The sequence below is a fragment of the Paenibacillus sp. JGP012 genome (assembly GCF_014203995.1).
GTDB lineage: Bacteria > Bacillota > Bacilli > Paenibacillales > Paenibacillaceae > Paenibacillus > Paenibacillus silvae.
The window spans coordinates 1-17,465 of sequence record NZ_JACHKG010000031.1 but is presented as its reverse complement, the minus strand read 5'-3'; the positions used below and the strand labels follow the sequence as shown (position 1 = coordinate 17,465).

Here is a 17,465-nt window from a genome sequence, read left to right as displayed (position 1 = left end):
AATCTTTAAGGAGGTGCAACGAACGATGAAGTTACATGAGCTTTCACCATCTCCTGGATCGCGTAAAGAACGCAAACGTGTTGGTCGCGGTCCAAGTAGTGGTACGGGTAAAACATCAGGTCGCGGTCATAAAGGACAAAACGCTCGTTCTGGCGGTGGTGTTCGTCCAGGCTTCGAAGGTGGACAAAATCCACTGTATCGTCGCTTGCCGAAACGCGGTTTCGTAAACCCAACTCGCAAAGAATATGCAGTTGTTAATATCGAAGACCTGAACAGTTTGCCTGCGGGTACTGAAGTAACTCCAGAATTCTTGATGACGAATGGCGTTGTTAAAAACGCTAAATCCGGAATCAAAATCCTGGGTAACGGTGAAGTCACTGTGAAGCTGACTGTTAAAGCTAATAAGTTTTCTCAATCTGCGGTAGAGAAAATCGAGGCTGCCGGCGGTACAACCGAGGTGATTTAATGTTCAAGACCCTAAAGAATATCTGGCGGGTTGAAGATCTGCGCAAAAGGGTATTATTTACCCTTTTTGTACTGATCATTTACCGCATCGGCTCCTTTGTTCCCGTACCGGGTGTTAACAAAGATGTGTTCGAAGCGACAAATTCTGCGGGTAAAGAAGTTTTTGGACTTCTCAATACGTTCTCGGGTGGAGCACTGTTCCAGTTCTCGATATTTGCACTCGGGATCGTACCTTACATCACTGCGTCTATCATAGTACAGTTGCTTTCCATGGACGTTATTCCTAAACTAGCGGAGTGGGCAAAGCAAGGTGAACAAGGTAAGAAAAAATCAGCACAGTTGACTCGTTATTTAACCATCGGGCTGGCATTGATTCAAGCGTTTGGTACGTCGATCGGATTTAACCGCTTGTACAATACAGAGATGGTTCCTAACGCAACATTTGCAGATTATATCTTGATCGCGATTGTACTTACAGCCGGTACTTCATTCCTGATGTGGCTTGGTGAGCAGATCACCGAGAAGGGCATCGGAAACGGAATTTCGATTTTGATCTTTGCGGGTATCCTGGCAACAGTGCCTAACATTATCAAACAAACCATCGAGTCCGACTTCATTCAACCTGATCAGTTGTTTATGAACATCCTCAAAGCTGTAATCATTGCGATTGTCATCGTACTGATTATCATCGGGGTCATTTACATCCAACAGGCGATTCGGAAAATTCCGGTACAGTACGCTAAACGTGTCGTAGGTAACAAAATGTACGGTGGACAGAACACACATATCCCGCTGAAGATTAATGCAGCTGGTGTTATCCCTGTCATCTTCGCATCATCGCTGTTGATGTTCCCGACGATTATCGCCAACTTCTGGGCTAATCATGGTTGGGCACAGTGGATCGGTCAAAACTTGACTACACACAAACCACTTGGTATGGTGCTGTATGTTGTGATGATCTTCGGATTCACATTCTTCTATACTTTCGTACAGATGAATCCTCAGCAGATGGCTGATAATATGAAAAAGAACGGCGGTTACATCCCAGGCATTCGCCCGGGTAAAGCAACCGAGAAATATCTGACCCGTGTCATGACTCGTTTGACAATGGCCGGAGCCATCTTCTTGGCAGTCATTTCCGTTCTGCCTGTATTCTTAGGGGCACTTTCTGGTTTGCCTCAATCAGCGCAAATTGGAGGAACATCCCTCCTGATCGTTATCGGTGTAGCGCTGGATACGATGAAGCAAATCGAAAGCCAATTGATCAAACGCCACTACAAAGGTTTTATCAATAAATAGGCAATAGGTTCCGGTTGAGTAAAGATTTACTTGCCGGCACCTATTGTGCTGTTTGTTGATGTAGGGTAGTCTTGGAGGGAGTGACATAACGTGAACATCCTATTCATGGGCCCTCCGGGGGCAGGAAAAGGTACGCAAGCAGACGTCATTGTGAAAGAGTTCGGTATTCCCCATATTTCAACAGGCGATGCATTTCGTCTCGCGATTAAACAGGGAACTCCCATTGGCCTGAAAGCCAAGGAATATATGGATCAAGGATTACTTGTACCAGATGATGTAACCATCGGCATCGTTGAAGAACGTTTGCAGCAAGCGGACTGCAGAGAAGGTTTCCTTTTGGATGGATTTCCAAGAACCCTGTCTCAAGCAGAAGCGCTGGATGGCATCCTGGCACGACTGAACTCAGGTCTTGATCATGTCATCAACCTGAAAGTGGATCGCAACAAATTGCTCGCTCGTTTGACGGGTCGTCGCATTTGTAAAAACTGTGGTTCCACGTATCATGTCGTATTTAATCCACCGAAGCAGGAAGGTATCTGTGATAAATGCGGCGGCGAGCTGTATCAGCGCTCTGATGATAATGAAGAGAGCGTAGGCACTCGTTTGGACGAATATATCAACAAAACAGCACCACTCCTCACGTTCTACGAAACTAAAGGTCTTCTTCGTCAAATCGACGGAGAACAGGATATCGATCAAGTTTCTAAAGAAATCGTGTCCTTGTTGAGAGGTTAATTGATGATCATTGGTAAGTCCGAAACGGAACTGGGTTTGATGAGGGAAGCAGGGAGAATTGTTGCGGAAACGCATCGTCTCTTGGCAGAGCATATCGCTCCCGGTATTACGACTGGTGAACTTGACCATATGGCTGATCAATATATCCGCAGTCAAGGAGCTGTGCCGTCTTTCAAAGGTTATAACGGTTTCCCTGCCAGTGTGTGCGCTTCAGTAAATGAAGAGTTGGTACATGGATTTCCCGGCAAACGCAAGTTGAACGAGGGCGATATCGTTACGTTTGACATTGGCGCGCAGTACCAGGGGTATCATGGAGATTCTGCCTGGACCTATCCAGTCGGCCGTATTTCCGAAGAAGCCCGTCGTCTTCTGGACGTCACCGAGGCTTCGTTATACGCAGGTCTGGCGCTGGTAAAACCAGACGTTCGCTTGTTTACAATATCTCATGCAATTCAGAAATATATCGAAGATGAGGGGTTCTCTGTCGTTCGTGAATATGTCGGTCACGGCATTGGAGCGGATCTGCACGAGGAGCCATCAATTCCGAACTATGGTCTTCCTGATCGTGGTCCAAGGTTAAAGGCTGGTATGGTGCTGGCCATTGAACCGATGGTTAACGCAGGCAGACGGTATGTGAAAACGTTGGAAGATAACTGGACTGTCGTTACAGTTGATGGATCGTTATGCGCCCACTTTGAACACACCGTAGCAGTTACACCTGAGGGTATGGAAATTTTCACAAAACTGAATGCGTAGGTGATGAGGCATGAACAATCAGTCGAATCCGCAGCTCGGTCAACTTGTGAAGATCCGTAAAGGCCGCAACGCGGACCAAGCCGCAGTAATTGTTGCTATAGTGGACAGTAGGTTCGTATATATAGCGGATGGAGACAAACGAAAGTTTGACCAACCCAAGAAGAAGAACATTCTTCATCTTGAACTTCAGCCCATGATTAGCAGTGAGGTTGTAAACAGTTTAAACGAGAGTGGTCGGGTGACAAACGGAAAGCTCCGCTATGCGGTTCATTCGTTTCTGGAATCCACCAACATTCAAGCTGAAGAGAAAGGAGACTGACTAATGGCCAAGGAAGATGTCATTGAAGTGGAAGGTACGGTTCTTGAACCGCTACCGAATGCAACGTTCAAGGTTGAGCTTGAGAATGGTCATCAAATTCTCGCTCACGTTTCCGGAAAATTGCGGATGCACTTCATCCGTATCCTGACTGGAGACAAAGTAGTTGTTCAGTTATCGCCTTATGATCTAACAAAAGGTCGTATAACTTACCGTAAATAGTAGTAGACAGTTGCAATGAACTGTGAAGCTTATGAAGCGGGTTTTGCCCGGCAAAACTTGCGAAAGCTTCGAAGCCGGTTTTACAATAGTAGAACAAGGTCAATGCTTACGAAGAGAGTTTTGCTAAGCAGAACTTTGAGGAGGTAATTCACATGAAGGTAAGACCTTCGGTCAAGCCGATTTGCGAAAAATGCAAAGTCATTCGCCGCAAAGGGAATGTAATGGTTATCTGTGAAAATCCGAAACACAAACAAAAACAAGGTTAATGAAGGGGGTGTAGCGTAAAATGGCACGTATAGCTGGTGTGGATTTGCCACGTGATAAGCGCGTTGAGATCGCCTTGACTTATATTTTCGGAATCGGTAAAACGACTTCCCAGAAAATTCTGAGCTCTACAGGCATCAATCCGGACACTCGTGTTCGTGATTTGACGGAAGATGAAGTCAGCAAATTGCGTGAAAGTATCGACAAAGAGGTCAAAGTAGAAGGTGACCTGCGTCGTGAAATCTCTTTGAATATTAAACGTTTGACGGAGATCGGTTGTTACCGTGGAGTTCGTCATCGTCGTGGTCTGCCTGTTCGTGGACAACGTACGAAAACGAATGCTCGTACTCGTAAGGGTCCTCGTCGTACTGTAGCGAACAAGAAGAAATAATAAGGGGGGATAAGAGAAAATGGCTAAACCGAAAAAAGTCGTACGTACTAAACGTCGTGACCGTAAAAATATTGAATCTGGCGTGGCACATATCCGCTCCACTTTCAATAACACTATCGTTACTATTACGGACCCTCACGGAAATGCGATTTCGTGGGCAAGCTCCGGCGGCCTCGGATTCAGAGGTTCCCGTAAATCGACTCCGTTTGCTGCACAAATGGCTGCTGAGACTGCTGCCAAAGCTGCAATGGAACATGGGATGAAGTCCGTTGAGGTTATGGTTAAAGGACCAGGCGCAGGCCGTGAAGCAGCGATCCGCTCTTTGCAAGCTGCTGGTCTTGAAGTTAACCTGATCAAAGACGTAACTCCAGTCCCGCATAACGGATGCCGTCCTCCAAAACGTCGTCGTGTCTAATGAGATTTGCCCCTGCGTGTGGTATACTTCCGGCACAATCTGCTAATAATGGTTGTTTAGGCATACTACTACATGTTTTCGCAAGAGAAGGTAAATGTTTCATAGAGGACCGACGTTTTGAAGGAGGGGTATTGCAGTGATAGAAATCGAAAAGCCGAAAATTGAGACGGTAGACGTCAACGATGATGGCACCTATGGGAAATTCGTAGTAGAACCGCTGGAGCGCGGATACGGTACGACGCTTGGAAACTCGCTTCGCCGAATCCTGCTCTCGTCACTGCCGGGTGCGGCAGTGTCTTCGGTTCAAATCGATGGCGTTCTGCATGAATTTGCTACAGTTCCTGGCGTAATGGAAGACGTTACAGAGATTATCCTTAACCTGAAAGCTTTGTCGCTCAAAATTCACTCTGATGAGGAGAAAGTGCTCGAGATTGATGCTGAAGGCGAAGGAGCAATCACGGCTGGAGATATTCGTGCTGATTCCGATGTTGAAATCCTTAACCCGGATCTTCACATTGCTACGCTTGGACCAGGTTCGAGACTTCACATGCGTATTTTTGCCAATCGCGGTCGCGGCTACGTCCAGGCAGATCGGAATAAACGCGATGACCAGCCGATCGGCGTCATCCCTGTCGATTCCATCTTCACCCCGATCAGCCGCGTAAACTACGCTGTGGAAAATACGCGTGTAGGCCAAGTGACCAACTATGACAAGCTCACGTTGGAAGTTTGGACTGACGGAAGTATTCGTCCTGAAGAGGCTGTGAGCCTCGGCGCTAAAATTTTGACCGAGCATCTGATGCTCTTCGTGGGTCTTACAGACGAAGCGAAGGATGCAGAGATCATGGTTGAAAAAGAAGAAGACAAAAAAGAAAAAGTACTCGAAATGACGATTGAAGAGCTGGATCTCTCTGTTCGTTCCTACAACTGCCTCAAACGTGCTGGTATTAATACCGTACAAGAGCTAACAACGAAAACGGAAGAAGACATGATGAAAGTCCGTAACCTCGGACGCAAGTCTTTGGAAGAAGTTCAAGAGAAGCTTGAGGAACTGGGACTGGGACTTCGTACAGAAGAATAGACAGCTGAGTGCTTGAAGTGAAGGAGGGAAAACAATGGCATACCAAAAGTTGGGCCGTAATTCCAGCGCACGTAAAGCTTTGTTCCGTGACCTGGTAACCGACCTGTTCTTATACGAGCGTATTCAGACAACTGAAGCGAAAGCAAAAGAGGTTCGCTCTATTGCTGAAAAACTGATCACTAAAGCGAAAAAGGGAGATCTTCATGCCCGTCGCCAAGTGGCAGCTTACGTTCGCCGCGAAACAATCGATGGTGAGCAAGATGCAATCCAAAAACTGTTTAGCGAATTGTCCGGTCGTTACGCTGAGCGTCCAGGTGGATACACTCGTATCCTGAAACTGGGACCTCGTCGTGGTGACGCAGCGCCTATGGTTTACTTGGAACTGGTAGACCGCGCGTAAAACAGATGAGATGAGGAAAGGGGACAGAGTCTAACGATTCTGGATCAACCCTTTTTTTCTCTTCATTTCGGAATTCGTGCTGTAAATGAAGCTCCGTAAGGGGCTTCTTTTGCTGTTCGGGATAGGCTTATGTATAGTATGGAACAAAGGTGTGGTAATATGCGCAACTTATGTATGACGGTCACTTACGATGGAACGGCCTACTACGGCTTTCAAGTACAGCCAGGAGGCAATACCATCCAGGATCATCTTGAGGATGCCATTCGTGCTTTGACAGGTGAGAGCGTTAAAATCACGGGTTCAGGCCGAACGGATGCAGGCGTTCACGCTCGCAGACAAATCTTCAATTTTCCTACAGCTTCACAGATTCCGGTGGAACGCTGGTGTATTGCACTCAATTCGAGACTGCCATCCGATATTGTTGTTATTGATGCGATTGAGGTACCGCTAGATTTCCATTCTCGTTATGCAGCGAAAAAGAAAACCTATCGATACACGATCAATGCAAATCAATTCCCGGATGTCTTTAACCGAAGACTACAGCATCATCATCATGCCAAGCTGGACATCGCTGCTATGGAAGAGGGCCTGCGTCATTTCATAGGCACATATGACTTTACATCCTTTGCTTCACGCAAGTCGCAGAAAGAGAATCATGTACGTTCGGTATACGAAGCATGGATAGAAGTGGACCGTTCAATGTGCAGAGACCATCCGCGCGATCAAGGCGTCATTCACATCTACGTGAGTGGTAACGGCTTTTTGCAGCACATGGTAAGGATCATTGTAGGAACGCTGCTGGAGATCGGAGAGGGCAAACGGAAAGCCTCTGATGTGCCGAATATGATTGCTGCATGCAATCGTTCTGCCGCAGGACCTACTGCGGTTAGCTGCGGATTGATGCTCTGGGATCTTGAATACAAAAAAGATTAAACTTGGTTAGTAAAAAGCTTAATTTATACTTGCGATTTGATCGCCTATCATGTAATATAAAAGTTGTGTTTTCTTAATGGCTTTCCCACAGCCCCAATTAAGATGTTCACATCGCAACAACTATCCATCAACACCTAAAGTTATCACTTAACGAATGAAGATAAATGAAAAATGATGATTTTGAACATTTAAGGAGGAACTTTTCATGCGTACTACGTACATGGCGAAGCCTAACGAAGTTGAGCGCCAATGGCACATCATTGATGCTGAAGGCAAAACCCTCGGACGTTTGGCGAGCGAAGCAGCTGCTTTGATCCGCGGCAAACATAAGCCACAATTCACTCCACATGTGGACACTGGCGATTTCGTTGTTATCATCAATGCAGAGAAAATTGTATTGACTGGTAAAAAAATGCAAGGCAAAAAATACTACCGTCACTCGATGCACCCAGGTGGTTTGAAAGTAACTACTGCAGAAGAGATGGTTAAAAACAAACCTGAACGTATGTTGGAATTGGCTGTTCGCGGTATGCTTCCTAAAACTCGCATGGGCGAGAAAATGAAGCTGAGACTTAAAGCGTACAGAGGCACTGAGCATCCACACGCAGCACAAAAACCAGAAGTTTACGAACTTCGCGGTTAATTAAAAGGAGGACAGTTTCATGGCACAAGTACAATACTATGGGACAGGTCGTCGTAAACATTCGGTAGCACGTGTTCGCCTTGTACCGGGTGAAGGACGCATTGTCATCAATAAACGTGATATTAATGAATACTTCGGTTTGGAAACACTCAAACTGATCGTAAAACAACCACTGACTTTGACAGAAACGCTCACTAACTATGACGTTTTGGTTATCGCTCATGGTGGCGGTATCTCCGGTCAAGCCGGCGCGATCCGTCATGGTATCTCCCGCGCTCTGCTTAAAGCAGATCCGGAATACCGTGCATCCCTGAAAAAAGCAGGATTCCTGACTCGTGACCCACGTATGAAAGAGCGTAAAAAATACGGTCTCAAAGCGGCTCGTCGCGCACCTCAGTTCTCCAAACGTTAAGATTTTCAAAAGCTCTTGGCCCTCGGTCAAGAGCTTTTTTTTGGCTTTAGGCAGTTGAGTGCGTGAAACGCGCGAAAATCAGGACTACCCGTTGCACGGGTGGTCCTGATTACTAAAGCGGTCAGGTCAGTCATTTCATAGCCCTCCAGTGACACATCCAGGTGCACATTGTACATTAGTCAGCAATTCAGTCAGCACGCCAGTGAGTATGTCCGTAAGAGCTTGCGTAAGAGCCTCCGTAAGTAAACCAAATAGCACATCAATGAATAATGCACACATCGGTCAATACAACAAGAAATACATGTGGTTTCTTCACAAGCGACACATATCACTCCATGCTTATCAGTCTTTCTTATGGATATGATAAAGGTCTCTTACATTTGAAAACGTACTACGCATCCATCCTCAGGAAGAGAATGGAAACTGCACTTCTTCTCTTTTACGTGTTAAGATTTTATGTAAGGCTTGTTTGAATATACTGCTGAGCTTGGAAATCCAGCAACAGCAACGGTTTAAGCCAATTTGTAAACTACGGAGTATTCGCTATCGACCATCTCATCTTCAGATGAATTTGTCTCAAGATGATGGAGTTGCCTAAATGACACTAAAAAGTTATGTAATCTTACCCGTTAATTAGAGGTTACAATCGCTGTATTTTACCATCTGGCAGGCATTGACATACCGAGTGAAAGATTTATACTATACATAATTCATATTAGATTAGTCGGCTTTTACTGTTTTTCAGATCATGAATGGGGGAAATGAAACAATGAACTTGTTGGAAAAAGAAGAATTGGCACGGACCAAAGCAGAGGAACTGGAGCATGCAAGTCCTGAAGATATTATTCGATATGCAATTGAAACATTCCCGAACATTACTTTTGCGTGCAGCTTCGGCGCAGAGGATGTTGTGCTCGTAGATATGCTTCAAAAGATCAGTCCGTCCACGGATATTTTTTATCTGGATACTGATTTTCATTTTCAGGAAACGTATGATACACGTGATCGGATGCAGGAAAAGTACAATCTCGATTTTGTGAGAGTGTCACCGAAAATTACACCAGAAGAACAGGCTGCCCAGCATGGGGAAGAGCTGTGGAAATCCGATCCTAACGCTTGTTGCAACATTCGCAAGGTAGAGCCGCTAACACGTATTCTTTCTCAGTATGATGCATGGATTACAGGTATTCGCAGAGATCAGGCTCCAACACGTGCGAATGCGAAGAAAGTTGAGTACGATACAAAGTTTGGCCTGATGAAATTCAACCCGATTGCACATTGGACGAGTGAGGATGTGTGGGAATATATTCGCGCCAATAACGTGATCTATAACCCGCTGCATGATCAGAACTATCCAAGTATCGGTTGCGAGTACTGTACACGTCAGGTGATGCCTGGTGAAGATCCACGTGCAGGACGCTGGTCTGGCAATGATAAAACGGAGTGCGGTCTGCATAAATAAGGACCTGAGGATAGGATGACGCAAACGACGTTTTCTGTATCCTACAGCATTGGATATATAAGCGCATGGCCTCACTATAAACGAATGGATATATAAGGAGCTGACAAGATGACTTCGATTCTGCCTCATGGAGGTACGCTGGTGCAGCGTGTCGTACAAGGAGAAGAACGTGAACGTTTACTGCAGGAGAGCAAGAGCCTTTCTTCACTGCGCATCAATACCTGGACGATTTCCGACCTCGACCTGATCGGTGTAGGTGCCTTCTCGCCGCTTGAAGGATTTATGAACGAGGAGGATTATCAATCGGTTGTATCCCGGATGCGTTTGGCAAATGGTACGGTGTGGAGCATACCGATTACACTTGCTGTTGACGATCAACAGGCGGCTGCTCTTCGCAAAGGCGAAACAGTAGCCCTTGTTGGTGAAAATGATGGGGTGATATACGGACTGCTTGAAGTTCAAAGCATCTATCAGGTGGATCAGGGAGAGGAAGCGCGTCGTGTATTCAAAACAGATGATCCAGAGCATCCGGGTGTGAAAAAGCTGCTGGAGCGCCCTGCAACCTATGTAGGGGGCCCAATTCAGGTATTAAACCGACCGAAGCCGGCAAAGTTCGAAGAGTTCTATTACGACCCGGCAGAGACACGCAGTATTTTTCAGGAGAAGGGATGGAAAACGGTTGTTGGTTTTCAGACTCGTAATCCTGTGCACCGTGCGCATGAGTATATTCAGAAAAGTGCGATGGAGATCGTGGATGCACTCTTCCTGAATCCGCTGGTGGGCGAAACAAAGTCTGATGATGTACCTGCTAATGTACGGATGAAAAGTTATCTGGTGCTGCTGGAGAACTATTATCCTGCGGATCGTGCGTTTCTGGGTGTGTTCCCGGCGGCGATGCGGTATGCTGGACCACGGGAAGCGATTTTCCATGCGATGGTACGTAAAAATTATGGCTGCACCCACTTTATTGTAGGCCGCGATCATGCAGGTGTAGGTGATTATTACGGCACCTATGAAGCGCAGGAGATCTTCTCTAACTTTACAGCTGAGGAACTCGGAATTACACCGCTGTTCTTCGAGCACAGCTTTTTCTGCACGAAATGTGGAAACATGGCTTCCAGCAAAACATGTCCACATGGCAAGGAGCACCATCTGACGCTGTCAGGTACGAAAGTACGTGCACTGCTGCGCGATGGTCAGTGTCCGCCTCCTGAATTCACACGTCCTGAGGTTGCTGAAGTGCTGATTGAGGGTATGGCAGAGCAAGTCCATTCGTAAGGGTATATTTGTCCATCTTGTCCCATATAGATGATTAGAGTCATTTATAGGGGCGAGGTGGTTTTTTTTATGCGCAAAAACATGGGTAAACATCTGGTGGTCTGGATCAGATTAAAAACAGTGAAGAGGGTTATGTTGAGTCTGTGTTTGCTGGCCATGTTTGTGGCAGTTGTTTCGTATGAGATGCCTTCTGCCAAAACGTCGGGCTATTGGAGTCTGCCTTTGGCAGGCAAGGTAATAGCCATCGATGCAGGACATGGGGGACCGGATGGCGGTGCTGTAAGCAAACAGGGGGTAATCGAGAAAGATATCAACTTGTCTATTGCGCTGTATGTGAGAGACTATCTGCAGCAGGCTGGTGCACTTGTCGTCATGACTCGTGAGATGGATAAAGACCTGGCAGAGGAAGGCACAAGGGGATATTCCAAGCGCAAAACGGAGGATCTCAAGCAAAGATTACGGCGAATTGAAGATAAACAGGCAGATCTGTTTATCAGCATTCATATGAACAGTGTACCTTCAAATCGTTGGAGCGGCGCACAGGTGTTCTACACCCCCAATCACCCTGATAATGAAGGGCTCGCAAATTTGCTGCAAGCTGAAATGATTCGTAATCTGGAAAATACAGACCGGATCGCCAAAACGGTGAATACCGTTTATCTGCTGCAGGCGCTGAAAATTCCGTCAGCACTCGTGGAAGTTGGCTTTTTGTCACATCCTCAGGAAGCGCGTATGCTAGCCGATGAAACGTATCAACGAAAGGTAGCGGCATCCATATATAACGGGATTCTCAGGTATTCCGCAGGAGAACGTCCGAAAAGTTAGTCATAAGAAGAAAGGTAGTGCTATAATTGGAACAGCATACCTAATACATGCCAATAGATAAAACCGAGGTGCTGTCTGATGTTATCCAAAGAACAGATACTTGAAATTTTACAGCCATTACAGGAACCGCAGCTTGGACAAAGCCTGACGGAGCTGGGATGGATTCGTGACATTATGGTGAAAGAGCATCATGTGGCATTAAGTATGGTGACTCTGGAGAATCGACCGGAAGATGCAACCGCTTTAACAGATGCTGCGCGCAATCTGCTTGCTCAGCATGGTGTGAAGGATGTACACGTTCGCACACGAGCAGCGTCTGAGCATGACCGTGAGAGTCTGAACACAGGACAAGCCGATGAGGCCCAGGATCAGGATGAAGTGCTTGTAAAGGGGCATGCAGCAGGTCTGGATGGGCATGAGCTGCTAAGTCCCGAGTCAGGGGTTCGTTATATTGCTGTGGCGAGTGGTAAAGGCGGGGTAGGTAAATCCACCGTTACCGTTAACCTGGCGGCAGCCTTGGCTCGTCAAGGGAAAAAGGTTGGCCTCATTGATGCCGACATTTACGGGTTCAGTGTGCCTGATATGATGGGCATTGAGGAGTACCCGGTTGTTGAAGACGGCGTCATTCAGCCGGTGGAACGTTTTGGTGTCAAAGTCATGTCGATGGGGTTCTTCATTCGGGAAAATAACCCTGTCATTTGGCGCGGACCGATGCTAGGCCGTATGCTGCGTCAGTTCTTCACCGATGTTCAATGGGGAGAACTGGACTATATGCTGCTGGATTTGCCACCAGGAACAGGCGATGTAGCTCTTGATGTGCATCAGATGCTGCCGCAGAGTAAAGAAATCATCGTGACAACCCCGCATGCTACAGCAGCCTTTGTTGCAGCGCGAGCTGGGGCGATGGCGATTCAGACGGAACATGAGCTGCTTGGTGTTATCGAGAATATGGCTTATTACGAATGTGGCAGCTGTGGAGAGAAGGATTATGTCTTTGGACGCGGTGGCGGCGGACGGCTGGCGGAGAGTCTGCATACCGTGCTGCTTGCCCAGATTCCATTGGGTGCACCGGACAACCATCCTTCCGAGCCGGATTTCTCTCCTTCCGTATACAAGGCAGAAACATCCATTGGCGCGATCTATGATGAGGTTGCCCGTAACATTGAGTCCAAATTTTAACGAGAGTACAGACAAAAGCCTGCGTCCTTTAGATTGGATGCAGGCTTATTATCATCTTCGATTGGCATCGTCGGATGGCTTGGCGAAGCCGTAGAGTGCATTTTATGAGCTTTCACCACCGCCTCCAGAATCACCACTGCCACCATCTCCACCGTCCTGACCACCGGATTCCTGCCCCTTTTGCCCGCCACCGCTTTCCGTTTTAGGCTGCAGCTCTTCTTGTACAACTTTTTTCAACAGCGTGAGCACTTCCATACGGAACAATGGATTCTGCATCACTTCCTGCATAACGGTCATCGTCTGCTTGCGATATTCCGGAGTTTTGGTCATATCCATAAACATCTTGGACACCTCAGGTGATTTCATAATGTCCGCTATGGATTTCTGATATGTGGGGTCTTTGATCAGCTGCATATGGAGCTGCTTGCTTTGCGCATTGATCGCTTTGGCGAATTCACCCGCAAATTGCGGATCTGTCATAATTTTCTCGAATTCCTTCTGGTATTCAGGTGCGGTGATAGTATCTTTTACGGCAATACGTATTTGTTCCGAAGATTGCATAGGCATTAACATTTTCATCCCAACTGTTCCTGATCCACCGCCGGCTCCTCCGCCTCCTTCTGAGCTGCCACCCCCACCGCCGCCAGAGGAGCTTTGACCCGTCAAAGCCTCTTCTACAGCTTTTTTGCCTTCGTCACTTTTCAAAATATCAACAACCATCGTTTTCATCTCTTTATAACTGCCCTGAGGAGGCGAAGAACTTTGATCTGAACCGCAGCCGGCAAGCATGACGGATAGCCCGAGCACGATACAGGACAGCTGCCATATAGGCCGTTTCATGTGTACAATCCCTCCTTGAATAGATACTGGATGTAGTATGTGATGGGAAAGGGGGAAATATGTTGAGCAATGATGGTTTTTTGCTGTGAAGGTTGGTAAAATAAACTCTCGGGGGTGGAAAACATTTGAATTTGCGTAGATGGTTTTTCCTGTTTTGGACAGCCTTGCTGATTGGCGCTGCAGGCGCATTAGCCACGGGGCTGATTATGATGCTGGTAAACGGGGAGAAAACAAACGGAATAGCTGACTTTATGCTGTATCTTCTGATTTTGTTTGGCTCCGGAGTGATGATTAGCGTATATTCACAAATGGGTTTCTTTGCATATCTCATATTAAATTATATGGGGAAAGGTGTATTTCCAAAACGCGGGTGGCAGATTGTTCAGATTGTGCTGACTGTGCTTGCGCTGCTGGATGTTATGTTTTTACGTCTCTTTGTCGGTGGTGAGCGGGAGCGCATCTCGGATATCGTACTGGGACTGCTCATTTTGGCGGCCGCAGTTGTTACCGCTTACGTGAAAGTTAAGCAAACACATATCTCTGCGCTGGTACCCACGCTCTTTTTTATGATAGCCGTTACTGCTGTGGAGACGATCGGTGTATTGCGTATTGATGTCAACGCGGCAACGATCTTTATTGTGGTCCCTTTGCTGTTATGTAATGCATACCAGATGCTGATTCTGCACAAACTGGTCGATAATTCAGAAGAGCGATCGGCTGAGCCTGCGGGCAAGTCCATGAAGGGGAGCAGGGCATAAGAGACAGCACGATTCACTAGAAGCGTCAATACGTATAAGGCGTTATCTTTGAAAAATAAACACCAAAAGAGCTAACCATGTTAGCTCTTTTCAATTTTTTACTTGTTTTGTCGCATGCTATTGGCCGCTGGCTTGGTCACGGACTTCTTTACCCTCTACACTGGAGTGGCTTAGCAATTCGGATACGGTCACAAACTCATATCCCTGATTTTTCAACTTGTCAATGATGATGGGCAAGGCTTCATGCGTTTGTTTGGAAGAGTCGCTGGCATGCAGCAAAACGATATCACCCGGATGGGCTTTGCTGACAACGCGATCTACAATCGTTTGTACGCCTGGATTTTTCCAATCCATAGAGTCAGTATCCCACTGCACGACCTGATAGTTGAGGCTGTTAGCAACCTGGAGCACGCGCTTATCAAAGTCTCCATTAGGCAGACGCAGCAATTTCGGTTCTTTTCCCGTTAGATCGGTTAAAATGCTGTGAGCTGTCGAAATTTCTTTACGTATTTGCTCTTCGGTCAAGCTGCTGTAATTTTCATGTCTGTGGCCATGACTGCCAATCTCATATCCTGCCTCCTTGATGGCGGTGACAATCTCAGGGTGGGTTTTGCTCCAGGGTGAAGAGAGGAAGAAGGTGGCCTTCTGCACTTTATTTTCCTGAAGCACCTTCAGGATTGGCTCAGTCCGTTTATCACCCCAGCTAATATCAAAGGTAAGAGCAATCACCTTCTTGTCGGTTGGAACACTGTAAACGGCGGAAGGTGCTTCCTCCGAAAATACAGACACGTTGCCACTTTCCAGATAGATAATACCGATTGCAAAGATGGCAGCAACGAGCACAATCAGGTTACGTTTGATTTTTTTGCCGCTGAATACATAGAACGAGTTCATTTCGCTAAGCGCCCCTCTCCCAATAAAAAATGCTTGTTTCTGTTCGATAGGAAAATGCTTGTTTGTTTTCAATGTATGCTCGTACGGCTCAGTTATTCGTTTATATCATTGATTGTCCATCATTTCGTTAACCAGGAGGTTATTATGTTAAAATTTAGCGCATTCATGAGAGACATGAGCAAAATAAGGACAGCATTAATCTGGGCCTTCCTACTGTTTGCTGTTGGAATCGGGGCTGGATGGGTGAGTACAGGACCCTTAGAGCAGCTGATGCTGAATCAGATTGAAGGAATACGCCAGGTGAGCCAACAGTTGGAGCAAGGAGGAAATGTGCAATGGAATTTCTTCCTGTTTATTTTTTTTAACAACGCCATCAAGAGTGTATTGGTCATTTACGCAGGCATTTTCTTCGGCATCTTACCCATTATATTTTTGCTAATTAACGGGATGGTGCTGGGATTTGTCGTTCATGCAACGATGAATAATGGAGCAAGTTTTTTCGATATCGTTGTTAAGGGATTGCTTCCTCACGGAATTATCGAGATCCCGGTAATTATCATCGCATGTGCGTTTGGAATAAAGTTTGGCGGTTTAACGATAAGCAGTCTTGCCCAATTAGGGGGAGAGAAGAGAGCGCTGATCGGGACACATTGGAGGGAGTTTGTGAAAATGACGTTAACAGCAAGCTTCTGGGTAGTCATCCTGCTTTTCATTGCCGCAATTATCGAAAGCACACTTACCTATGCGCTTGTAAGAGGATAAATGTTTTGTGAAAATTATGATACCCAGCATTCATAATTTCCCAGAAAGTTGACCATAACAATAAAACGGGTTTCAGCAATCAGGAGATCAAAACGCTTGTTAACGAATCATGTTGCTGAAAAACGCGAGTATGACTATAGAGGATATGCACAAAAAGGAGAACTCTTAATGCTGGGTATGCTATTTAACGAGAAGGAATGCAAAGAGCTGGACTATGTATTACGCAAAGAATTGGATGAAATGCTGTTCGATCTGAGTGATCATCGTCTTGACCAGGAGATAAAACATGCTATCGCGAGTCGGTACAAGACGGTATTCCGCATGTATGCACGGTTTGCCCCGCCTAAAGAGTTATCCAAGTATGCAAGAGGTGGGAAGTTGAAGAAGTCCAGGCCGTGAAGTAAGGCTGAATATATAAACCGGTTCAAAGTGATAGGAGGTGGGGCAATCCATATAGTGCTCACACCTCTCATTCATTTCATGTGTAAAAAGAAATATCTCGCGCACTAAACGAAAAAGAATCTGTGTTTTTGTCGAAATAGGGTTGACCTTTCTAATATGATATGGTAAATTAATTTTCGTTCCTTTTTTAAGGAGCTGGTCACTAAATCAAGCTGTTTTGATATCTGGATTGAAAGTTATCAAAAAAAGGCTTGCAAAGATAATGTGAATGTGATACATTATAAAGGTCGCCGCTGAAACGACGACGAGATGGAAAACAACACATTAAATCGAATGTTTGATCTTTGAAAACTGAACAACGAGTGAGTAATCATTCTGCTTGCAGAATGAACGTGAAGGTTTTTGGCGCATGCCATCTGGCTGTAACAAAACTGGAACAATAATGGGATTTTTAATCTCGTCAGATTCAAAATGAGCTTATCGCTCTTTTCAATACCCCGATGAGTTTCACAGCGTTTAACCACGCTGACGAAATTCATCTTTATTGGAGAGTTTGATCCTGGCTCAGGACGAACGCTGGCGGCATGCCTAATACATGCAAGTCGAGCGGAGTTGATGGAAAGCTTGCTTTCCTGAGACTTAGCGGCGGACGGGTGAGTAACACGTAGGCAACCTGCCCTCAAGCTTGGGACAACTACCGGAAACGGTAGCTAATACCGAATATTTGTTTTCT

The 17,465-nt window shown here is 46.2% G+C and carries 23 protein-coding genes and 1 rRNA gene; 22 read left to right on the top strand and 2 right to left on the bottom strand.

What is annotated here, in order from left to right; translation table 11 throughout:
• Positions 1-25 precede the first annotated feature (25 nt).
• From rplO to HNR77_RS24860, 18 genes are all read left to right on the top strand, one after another.
• A complete protein-coding gene (gene rplO, locus HNR77_RS24945) occupies positions 26-466 on the top strand; it encodes a 50S ribosomal protein L15 (protein ID WP_110899289.1) in 441 nt (146 codons plus the stop codon).
• On the top strand, positions 466-1,764 hold the full coding sequence (gene secY / locus HNR77_RS24940; protein WP_184190211.1) for a preprotein translocase subunit SecY: 1,299 nt from the start codon (positions 466-468) through the stop codon (positions 1,762-1,764). Before rplO ends, secY begins: the two co-directional genes overlap by 1 nt.
• Positions 1,765-1,854: 90 nt before the next feature.
• Entirely contained in the window at positions 1,855-2,499 is a 645-nt protein-coding gene (locus HNR77_RS24935) for an adenylate kinase (RefSeq protein ID WP_111271031.1), read from the top strand.
• 3 nt (positions 2,500-2,502) lie between these two features.
• Complete coding sequence (map, locus tag HNR77_RS24930; protein WP_111271032.1) at positions 2,503-3,255, top strand: type I methionyl aminopeptidase; 753 nt, start codon at positions 2,503-2,505, stop codon at positions 3,253-3,255.
• Between the two features lie 10 nt (positions 3,256-3,265).
• Positions 3,266-3,574 carry a KOW domain-containing RNA-binding protein gene (locus HNR77_RS24925; protein ID WP_111271033.1) on the top strand — a complete coding sequence of 103 codons (309 nt, stop codon included), beginning with the start codon at positions 3,266-3,268 and terminating at the stop codon, positions 3,572-3,574.
• A gap of 3 nt (positions 3,575-3,577) precedes the next feature.
• Positions 3,578-3,793 (top strand): translation initiation factor IF-1, encoded by a 216-nt coding sequence (gene infA, locus HNR77_RS24920; protein WP_017692098.1) that lies wholly within the window; start codon positions 3,578-3,580, stop codon positions 3,791-3,793.
• A gap of 152 nt (positions 3,794-3,945) precedes the next feature.
• Entirely contained in the window at positions 3,946-4,059 is a 114-nt protein-coding gene (gene rpmJ / locus HNR77_RS24915) for a 50S ribosomal protein L36 (protein WP_003333770.1), read from the top strand.
• 20 nt (positions 4,060-4,079) lie between these two features.
• The gene (gene rpsM / locus HNR77_RS24910; protein WP_095293406.1) at positions 4,080-4,448 is read left to right on the top strand and encodes a 30S ribosomal protein S13; all 369 of its coding nucleotides are present in this window, start codon (positions 4,080-4,082) and stop codon (positions 4,446-4,448) included.
• Between the two features lie 19 nt (positions 4,449-4,467).
• Entirely contained in the window at positions 4,468-4,863 is a 396-nt protein-coding gene (gene rpsK, locus HNR77_RS24905; RefSeq protein WP_068537278.1) for a 30S ribosomal protein S11, read from the top strand.
• Positions 4,864-4,999: 136 nt separating this feature from the next.
• The gene (locus HNR77_RS24900) at positions 5,000-5,944 is read left to right on the top strand and encodes a DNA-directed RNA polymerase subunit alpha (RefSeq protein WP_024633566.1); all 945 of its coding nucleotides are present in this window, start codon (positions 5,000-5,002) and stop codon (positions 5,942-5,944) included.
• Between the two features lie 34 nt (positions 5,945-5,978).
• Positions 5,979-6,344, top strand: a complete 366-nt coding sequence (gene rplQ / locus HNR77_RS24895) for a 50S ribosomal protein L17 (protein ID WP_017692102.1) — start codon at positions 5,979-5,981, stop codon at positions 6,342-6,344.
• 159 nt (positions 6,345-6,503) lie between these two features.
• Positions 6,504-7,277, top strand: a complete 774-nt coding sequence (gene truA / locus HNR77_RS24890) for a tRNA pseudouridine(38-40) synthase TruA (RefSeq protein WP_184190209.1) — start codon at positions 6,504-6,506, stop codon at positions 7,275-7,277.
• Positions 7,278-7,482: 205 nt separating this feature from the next.
• Complete coding sequence (rplM, locus tag HNR77_RS24885) at positions 7,483-7,920, top strand: 50S ribosomal protein L13 (RefSeq protein WP_024633564.1); 438 nt, start codon at positions 7,483-7,485, stop codon at positions 7,918-7,920.
• A 19-nt stretch (positions 7,921-7,939) separates the two neighbouring features.
• The gene (gene rpsI / locus HNR77_RS24880) at positions 7,940-8,332 is read left to right on the top strand and encodes a 30S ribosomal protein S9 (protein ID WP_090924661.1); all 393 of its coding nucleotides are present in this window, start codon (positions 7,940-7,942) and stop codon (positions 8,330-8,332) included.
• Positions 8,333-9,101: 769 nt separating this feature from the next.
• Entirely contained in the window at positions 9,102-9,794 is a 693-nt protein-coding gene (locus tag HNR77_RS24875) for a phosphoadenylyl-sulfate reductase (RefSeq protein ID WP_145406611.1), read from the top strand.
• A gap of 108 nt (positions 9,795-9,902) precedes the next feature.
• Positions 9,903-11,072: a sulfate adenylyltransferase gene (sat, locus tag HNR77_RS24870; RefSeq protein WP_184190207.1), complete on the top strand. Its 1,170-nt coding sequence runs from the start codon at positions 9,903-9,905 to the stop codon at positions 11,070-11,072.
• 69 nt (positions 11,073-11,141) lie between these two features.
• A complete protein-coding gene (cwlD, locus tag HNR77_RS24865) occupies positions 11,142-11,897 on the top strand; it encodes an N-acetylmuramoyl-L-alanine amidase CwlD (RefSeq protein ID WP_184190205.1) in 756 nt (251 codons plus the stop codon).
• Positions 11,898-11,975: 78 nt separating this feature from the next.
• Positions 11,976-13,076, top strand: coding sequence for an Mrp/NBP35 family ATP-binding protein (locus HNR77_RS24860; RefSeq protein WP_184190203.1), 1,101 nt, complete (start codon positions 11,976-11,978; stop codon positions 13,074-13,076).
• A gap of 102 nt (positions 13,077-13,178) precedes the next feature.
• Here HNR77_RS24860 and gerD read toward each other — a convergent pair whose 3' ends face one another.
• A complete protein-coding gene (gene gerD, locus HNR77_RS24855; RefSeq protein WP_184190201.1) occupies positions 13,179-13,916 on the bottom strand; it encodes a spore germination lipoprotein GerD in 738 nt (245 codons plus the stop codon).
• 125 nt (positions 13,917-14,041) lie between these two features.
• Between gerD and HNR77_RS24850 the strand changes: the two genes are divergently transcribed.
• Complete coding sequence (locus tag HNR77_RS24850; RefSeq protein ID WP_184190199.1) at positions 14,042-14,674, top strand: KinB-signaling pathway activation protein; 633 nt, start codon at positions 14,042-14,044, stop codon at positions 14,672-14,674.
• Between the two features lie 117 nt (positions 14,675-14,791).
• Here HNR77_RS24850 and pdaB read toward each other — a convergent pair whose 3' ends face one another.
• Positions 14,792-15,568 carry a polysaccharide deacetylase family sporulation protein PdaB gene (gene pdaB, locus HNR77_RS24845; protein ID WP_184190197.1) on the bottom strand — a complete coding sequence of 259 codons (777 nt, stop codon included), beginning with the start codon at positions 15,566-15,568 and terminating at the stop codon, positions 14,792-14,794.
• 144 nt (positions 15,569-15,712) lie between these two features.
• Here pdaB and HNR77_RS24840 point away from each other — a divergent pair, with 144 nt between their 5' ends.
• From HNR77_RS24840 to HNR77_RS24830, 3 genes are all read left to right on the top strand, one after another.
• Complete coding sequence (locus tag HNR77_RS24840; protein ID WP_184190196.1) at positions 15,713-16,330, top strand: stage II sporulation protein M; 618 nt, start codon at positions 15,713-15,715, stop codon at positions 16,328-16,330.
• A 168-nt stretch (positions 16,331-16,498) separates the two neighbouring features.
• Entirely contained in the window at positions 16,499-16,729 is a 231-nt protein-coding gene (locus HNR77_RS24835) for a hypothetical protein (protein ID WP_110899305.1), read from the top strand.
• A 544-nt stretch (positions 16,730-17,273) separates the two neighbouring features.
• A 16S ribosomal RNA gene (locus HNR77_RS24830) occupies positions 17,274-17,465 on the top strand; the annotation flags it as partial.

What these genes read in the sequence shown, in the direction of transcription:
- rplQ (WP_017692102.1), top strand. Translation starts at nt 5,979, where the DNA reads ATGGCATACCAAAAGTTGGGCCGTAATTCCAGCGCACGTAAAGCTTTG.
- secY (WP_184190211.1), top strand. Translation starts at nt 466, where the DNA reads ATGTTCAAGACCCTAAAGAATATCTGGCGGGTTGAAGATCTGCGCAAA.
- rplM (WP_024633564.1), top strand. Translation starts at nt 7,483, where the DNA reads ATGCGTACTACGTACATGGCGAAGCCTAACGAAGTTGAGCGCCAATGG.
- HNR77_RS24860 (WP_184190203.1), top strand. Translation starts at nt 11,976, where the DNA reads ATGTTATCCAAAGAACAGATACTTGAAATTTTACAGCCATTACAGGAA.
- HNR77_RS24840 (WP_184190196.1), top strand. Translation starts at nt 15,713, where the DNA reads ATGTTAAAATTTAGCGCATTCATGAGAGACATGAGCAAAATAAGGACA.
- rplO (WP_110899289.1), top strand. Translation starts at nt 26, where the DNA reads ATGAAGTTACATGAGCTTTCACCATCTCCTGGATCGCGTAAAGAACGC.
- HNR77_RS24875 (WP_145406611.1), top strand. Translation starts at nt 9,102, where the DNA reads ATGAACTTGTTGGAAAAAGAAGAATTGGCACGGACCAAAGCAGAGGAA.
- truA (WP_184190209.1), top strand. Translation starts at nt 6,504, where the DNA reads ATGCGCAACTTATGTATGACGGTCACTTACGATGGAACGGCCTACTAC.
- gerD (WP_184190201.1), bottom strand. Translation starts at nt 13,916, where the DNA reads ATGAAACGGCCTATATGGCAGCTGTCCTGTATCGTGCTCGGGCTATCC.
- rpsM (WP_095293406.1), top strand. Translation starts at nt 4,080, where the DNA reads ATGGCACGTATAGCTGGTGTGGATTTGCCACGTGATAAGCGCGTTGAG.
- infA (WP_017692098.1), top strand. Translation starts at nt 3,578, where the DNA reads ATGGCCAAGGAAGATGTCATTGAAGTGGAAGGTACGGTTCTTGAACCG.
- map (WP_111271032.1), top strand. Translation starts at nt 2,503, where the DNA reads ATGATCATTGGTAAGTCCGAAACGGAACTGGGTTTGATGAGGGAAGCA.
- cwlD (WP_184190205.1), top strand. Translation starts at nt 11,142, where the DNA reads ATGCGCAAAAACATGGGTAAACATCTGGTGGTCTGGATCAGATTAAAA.
- rpsI (WP_090924661.1), top strand. Translation starts at nt 7,940, where the DNA reads ATGGCACAAGTACAATACTATGGGACAGGTCGTCGTAAACATTCGGTA.
- HNR77_RS24925 (WP_111271033.1), top strand. Translation starts at nt 3,266, where the DNA reads ATGAACAATCAGTCGAATCCGCAGCTCGGTCAACTTGTGAAGATCCGT.
- sat (WP_184190207.1), top strand. Translation starts at nt 9,903, where the DNA reads ATGACTTCGATTCTGCCTCATGGAGGTACGCTGGTGCAGCGTGTCGTA.
- rpsK (WP_068537278.1), top strand. Translation starts at nt 4,468, where the DNA reads ATGGCTAAACCGAAAAAAGTCGTACGTACTAAACGTCGTGACCGTAAA.
- HNR77_RS24835 (WP_110899305.1), top strand. Translation starts at nt 16,499, where the DNA reads ATGCTGGGTATGCTATTTAACGAGAAGGAATGCAAAGAGCTGGACTAT.
- pdaB (WP_184190197.1), bottom strand. Translation starts at nt 15,568, where the DNA reads ATGAACTCGTTCTATGTATTCAGCGGCAAAAAAATCAAACGTAACCTG.
- rpmJ (WP_003333770.1), top strand. Translation starts at nt 3,946, where the DNA reads ATGAAGGTAAGACCTTCGGTCAAGCCGATTTGCGAAAAATGCAAAGTC.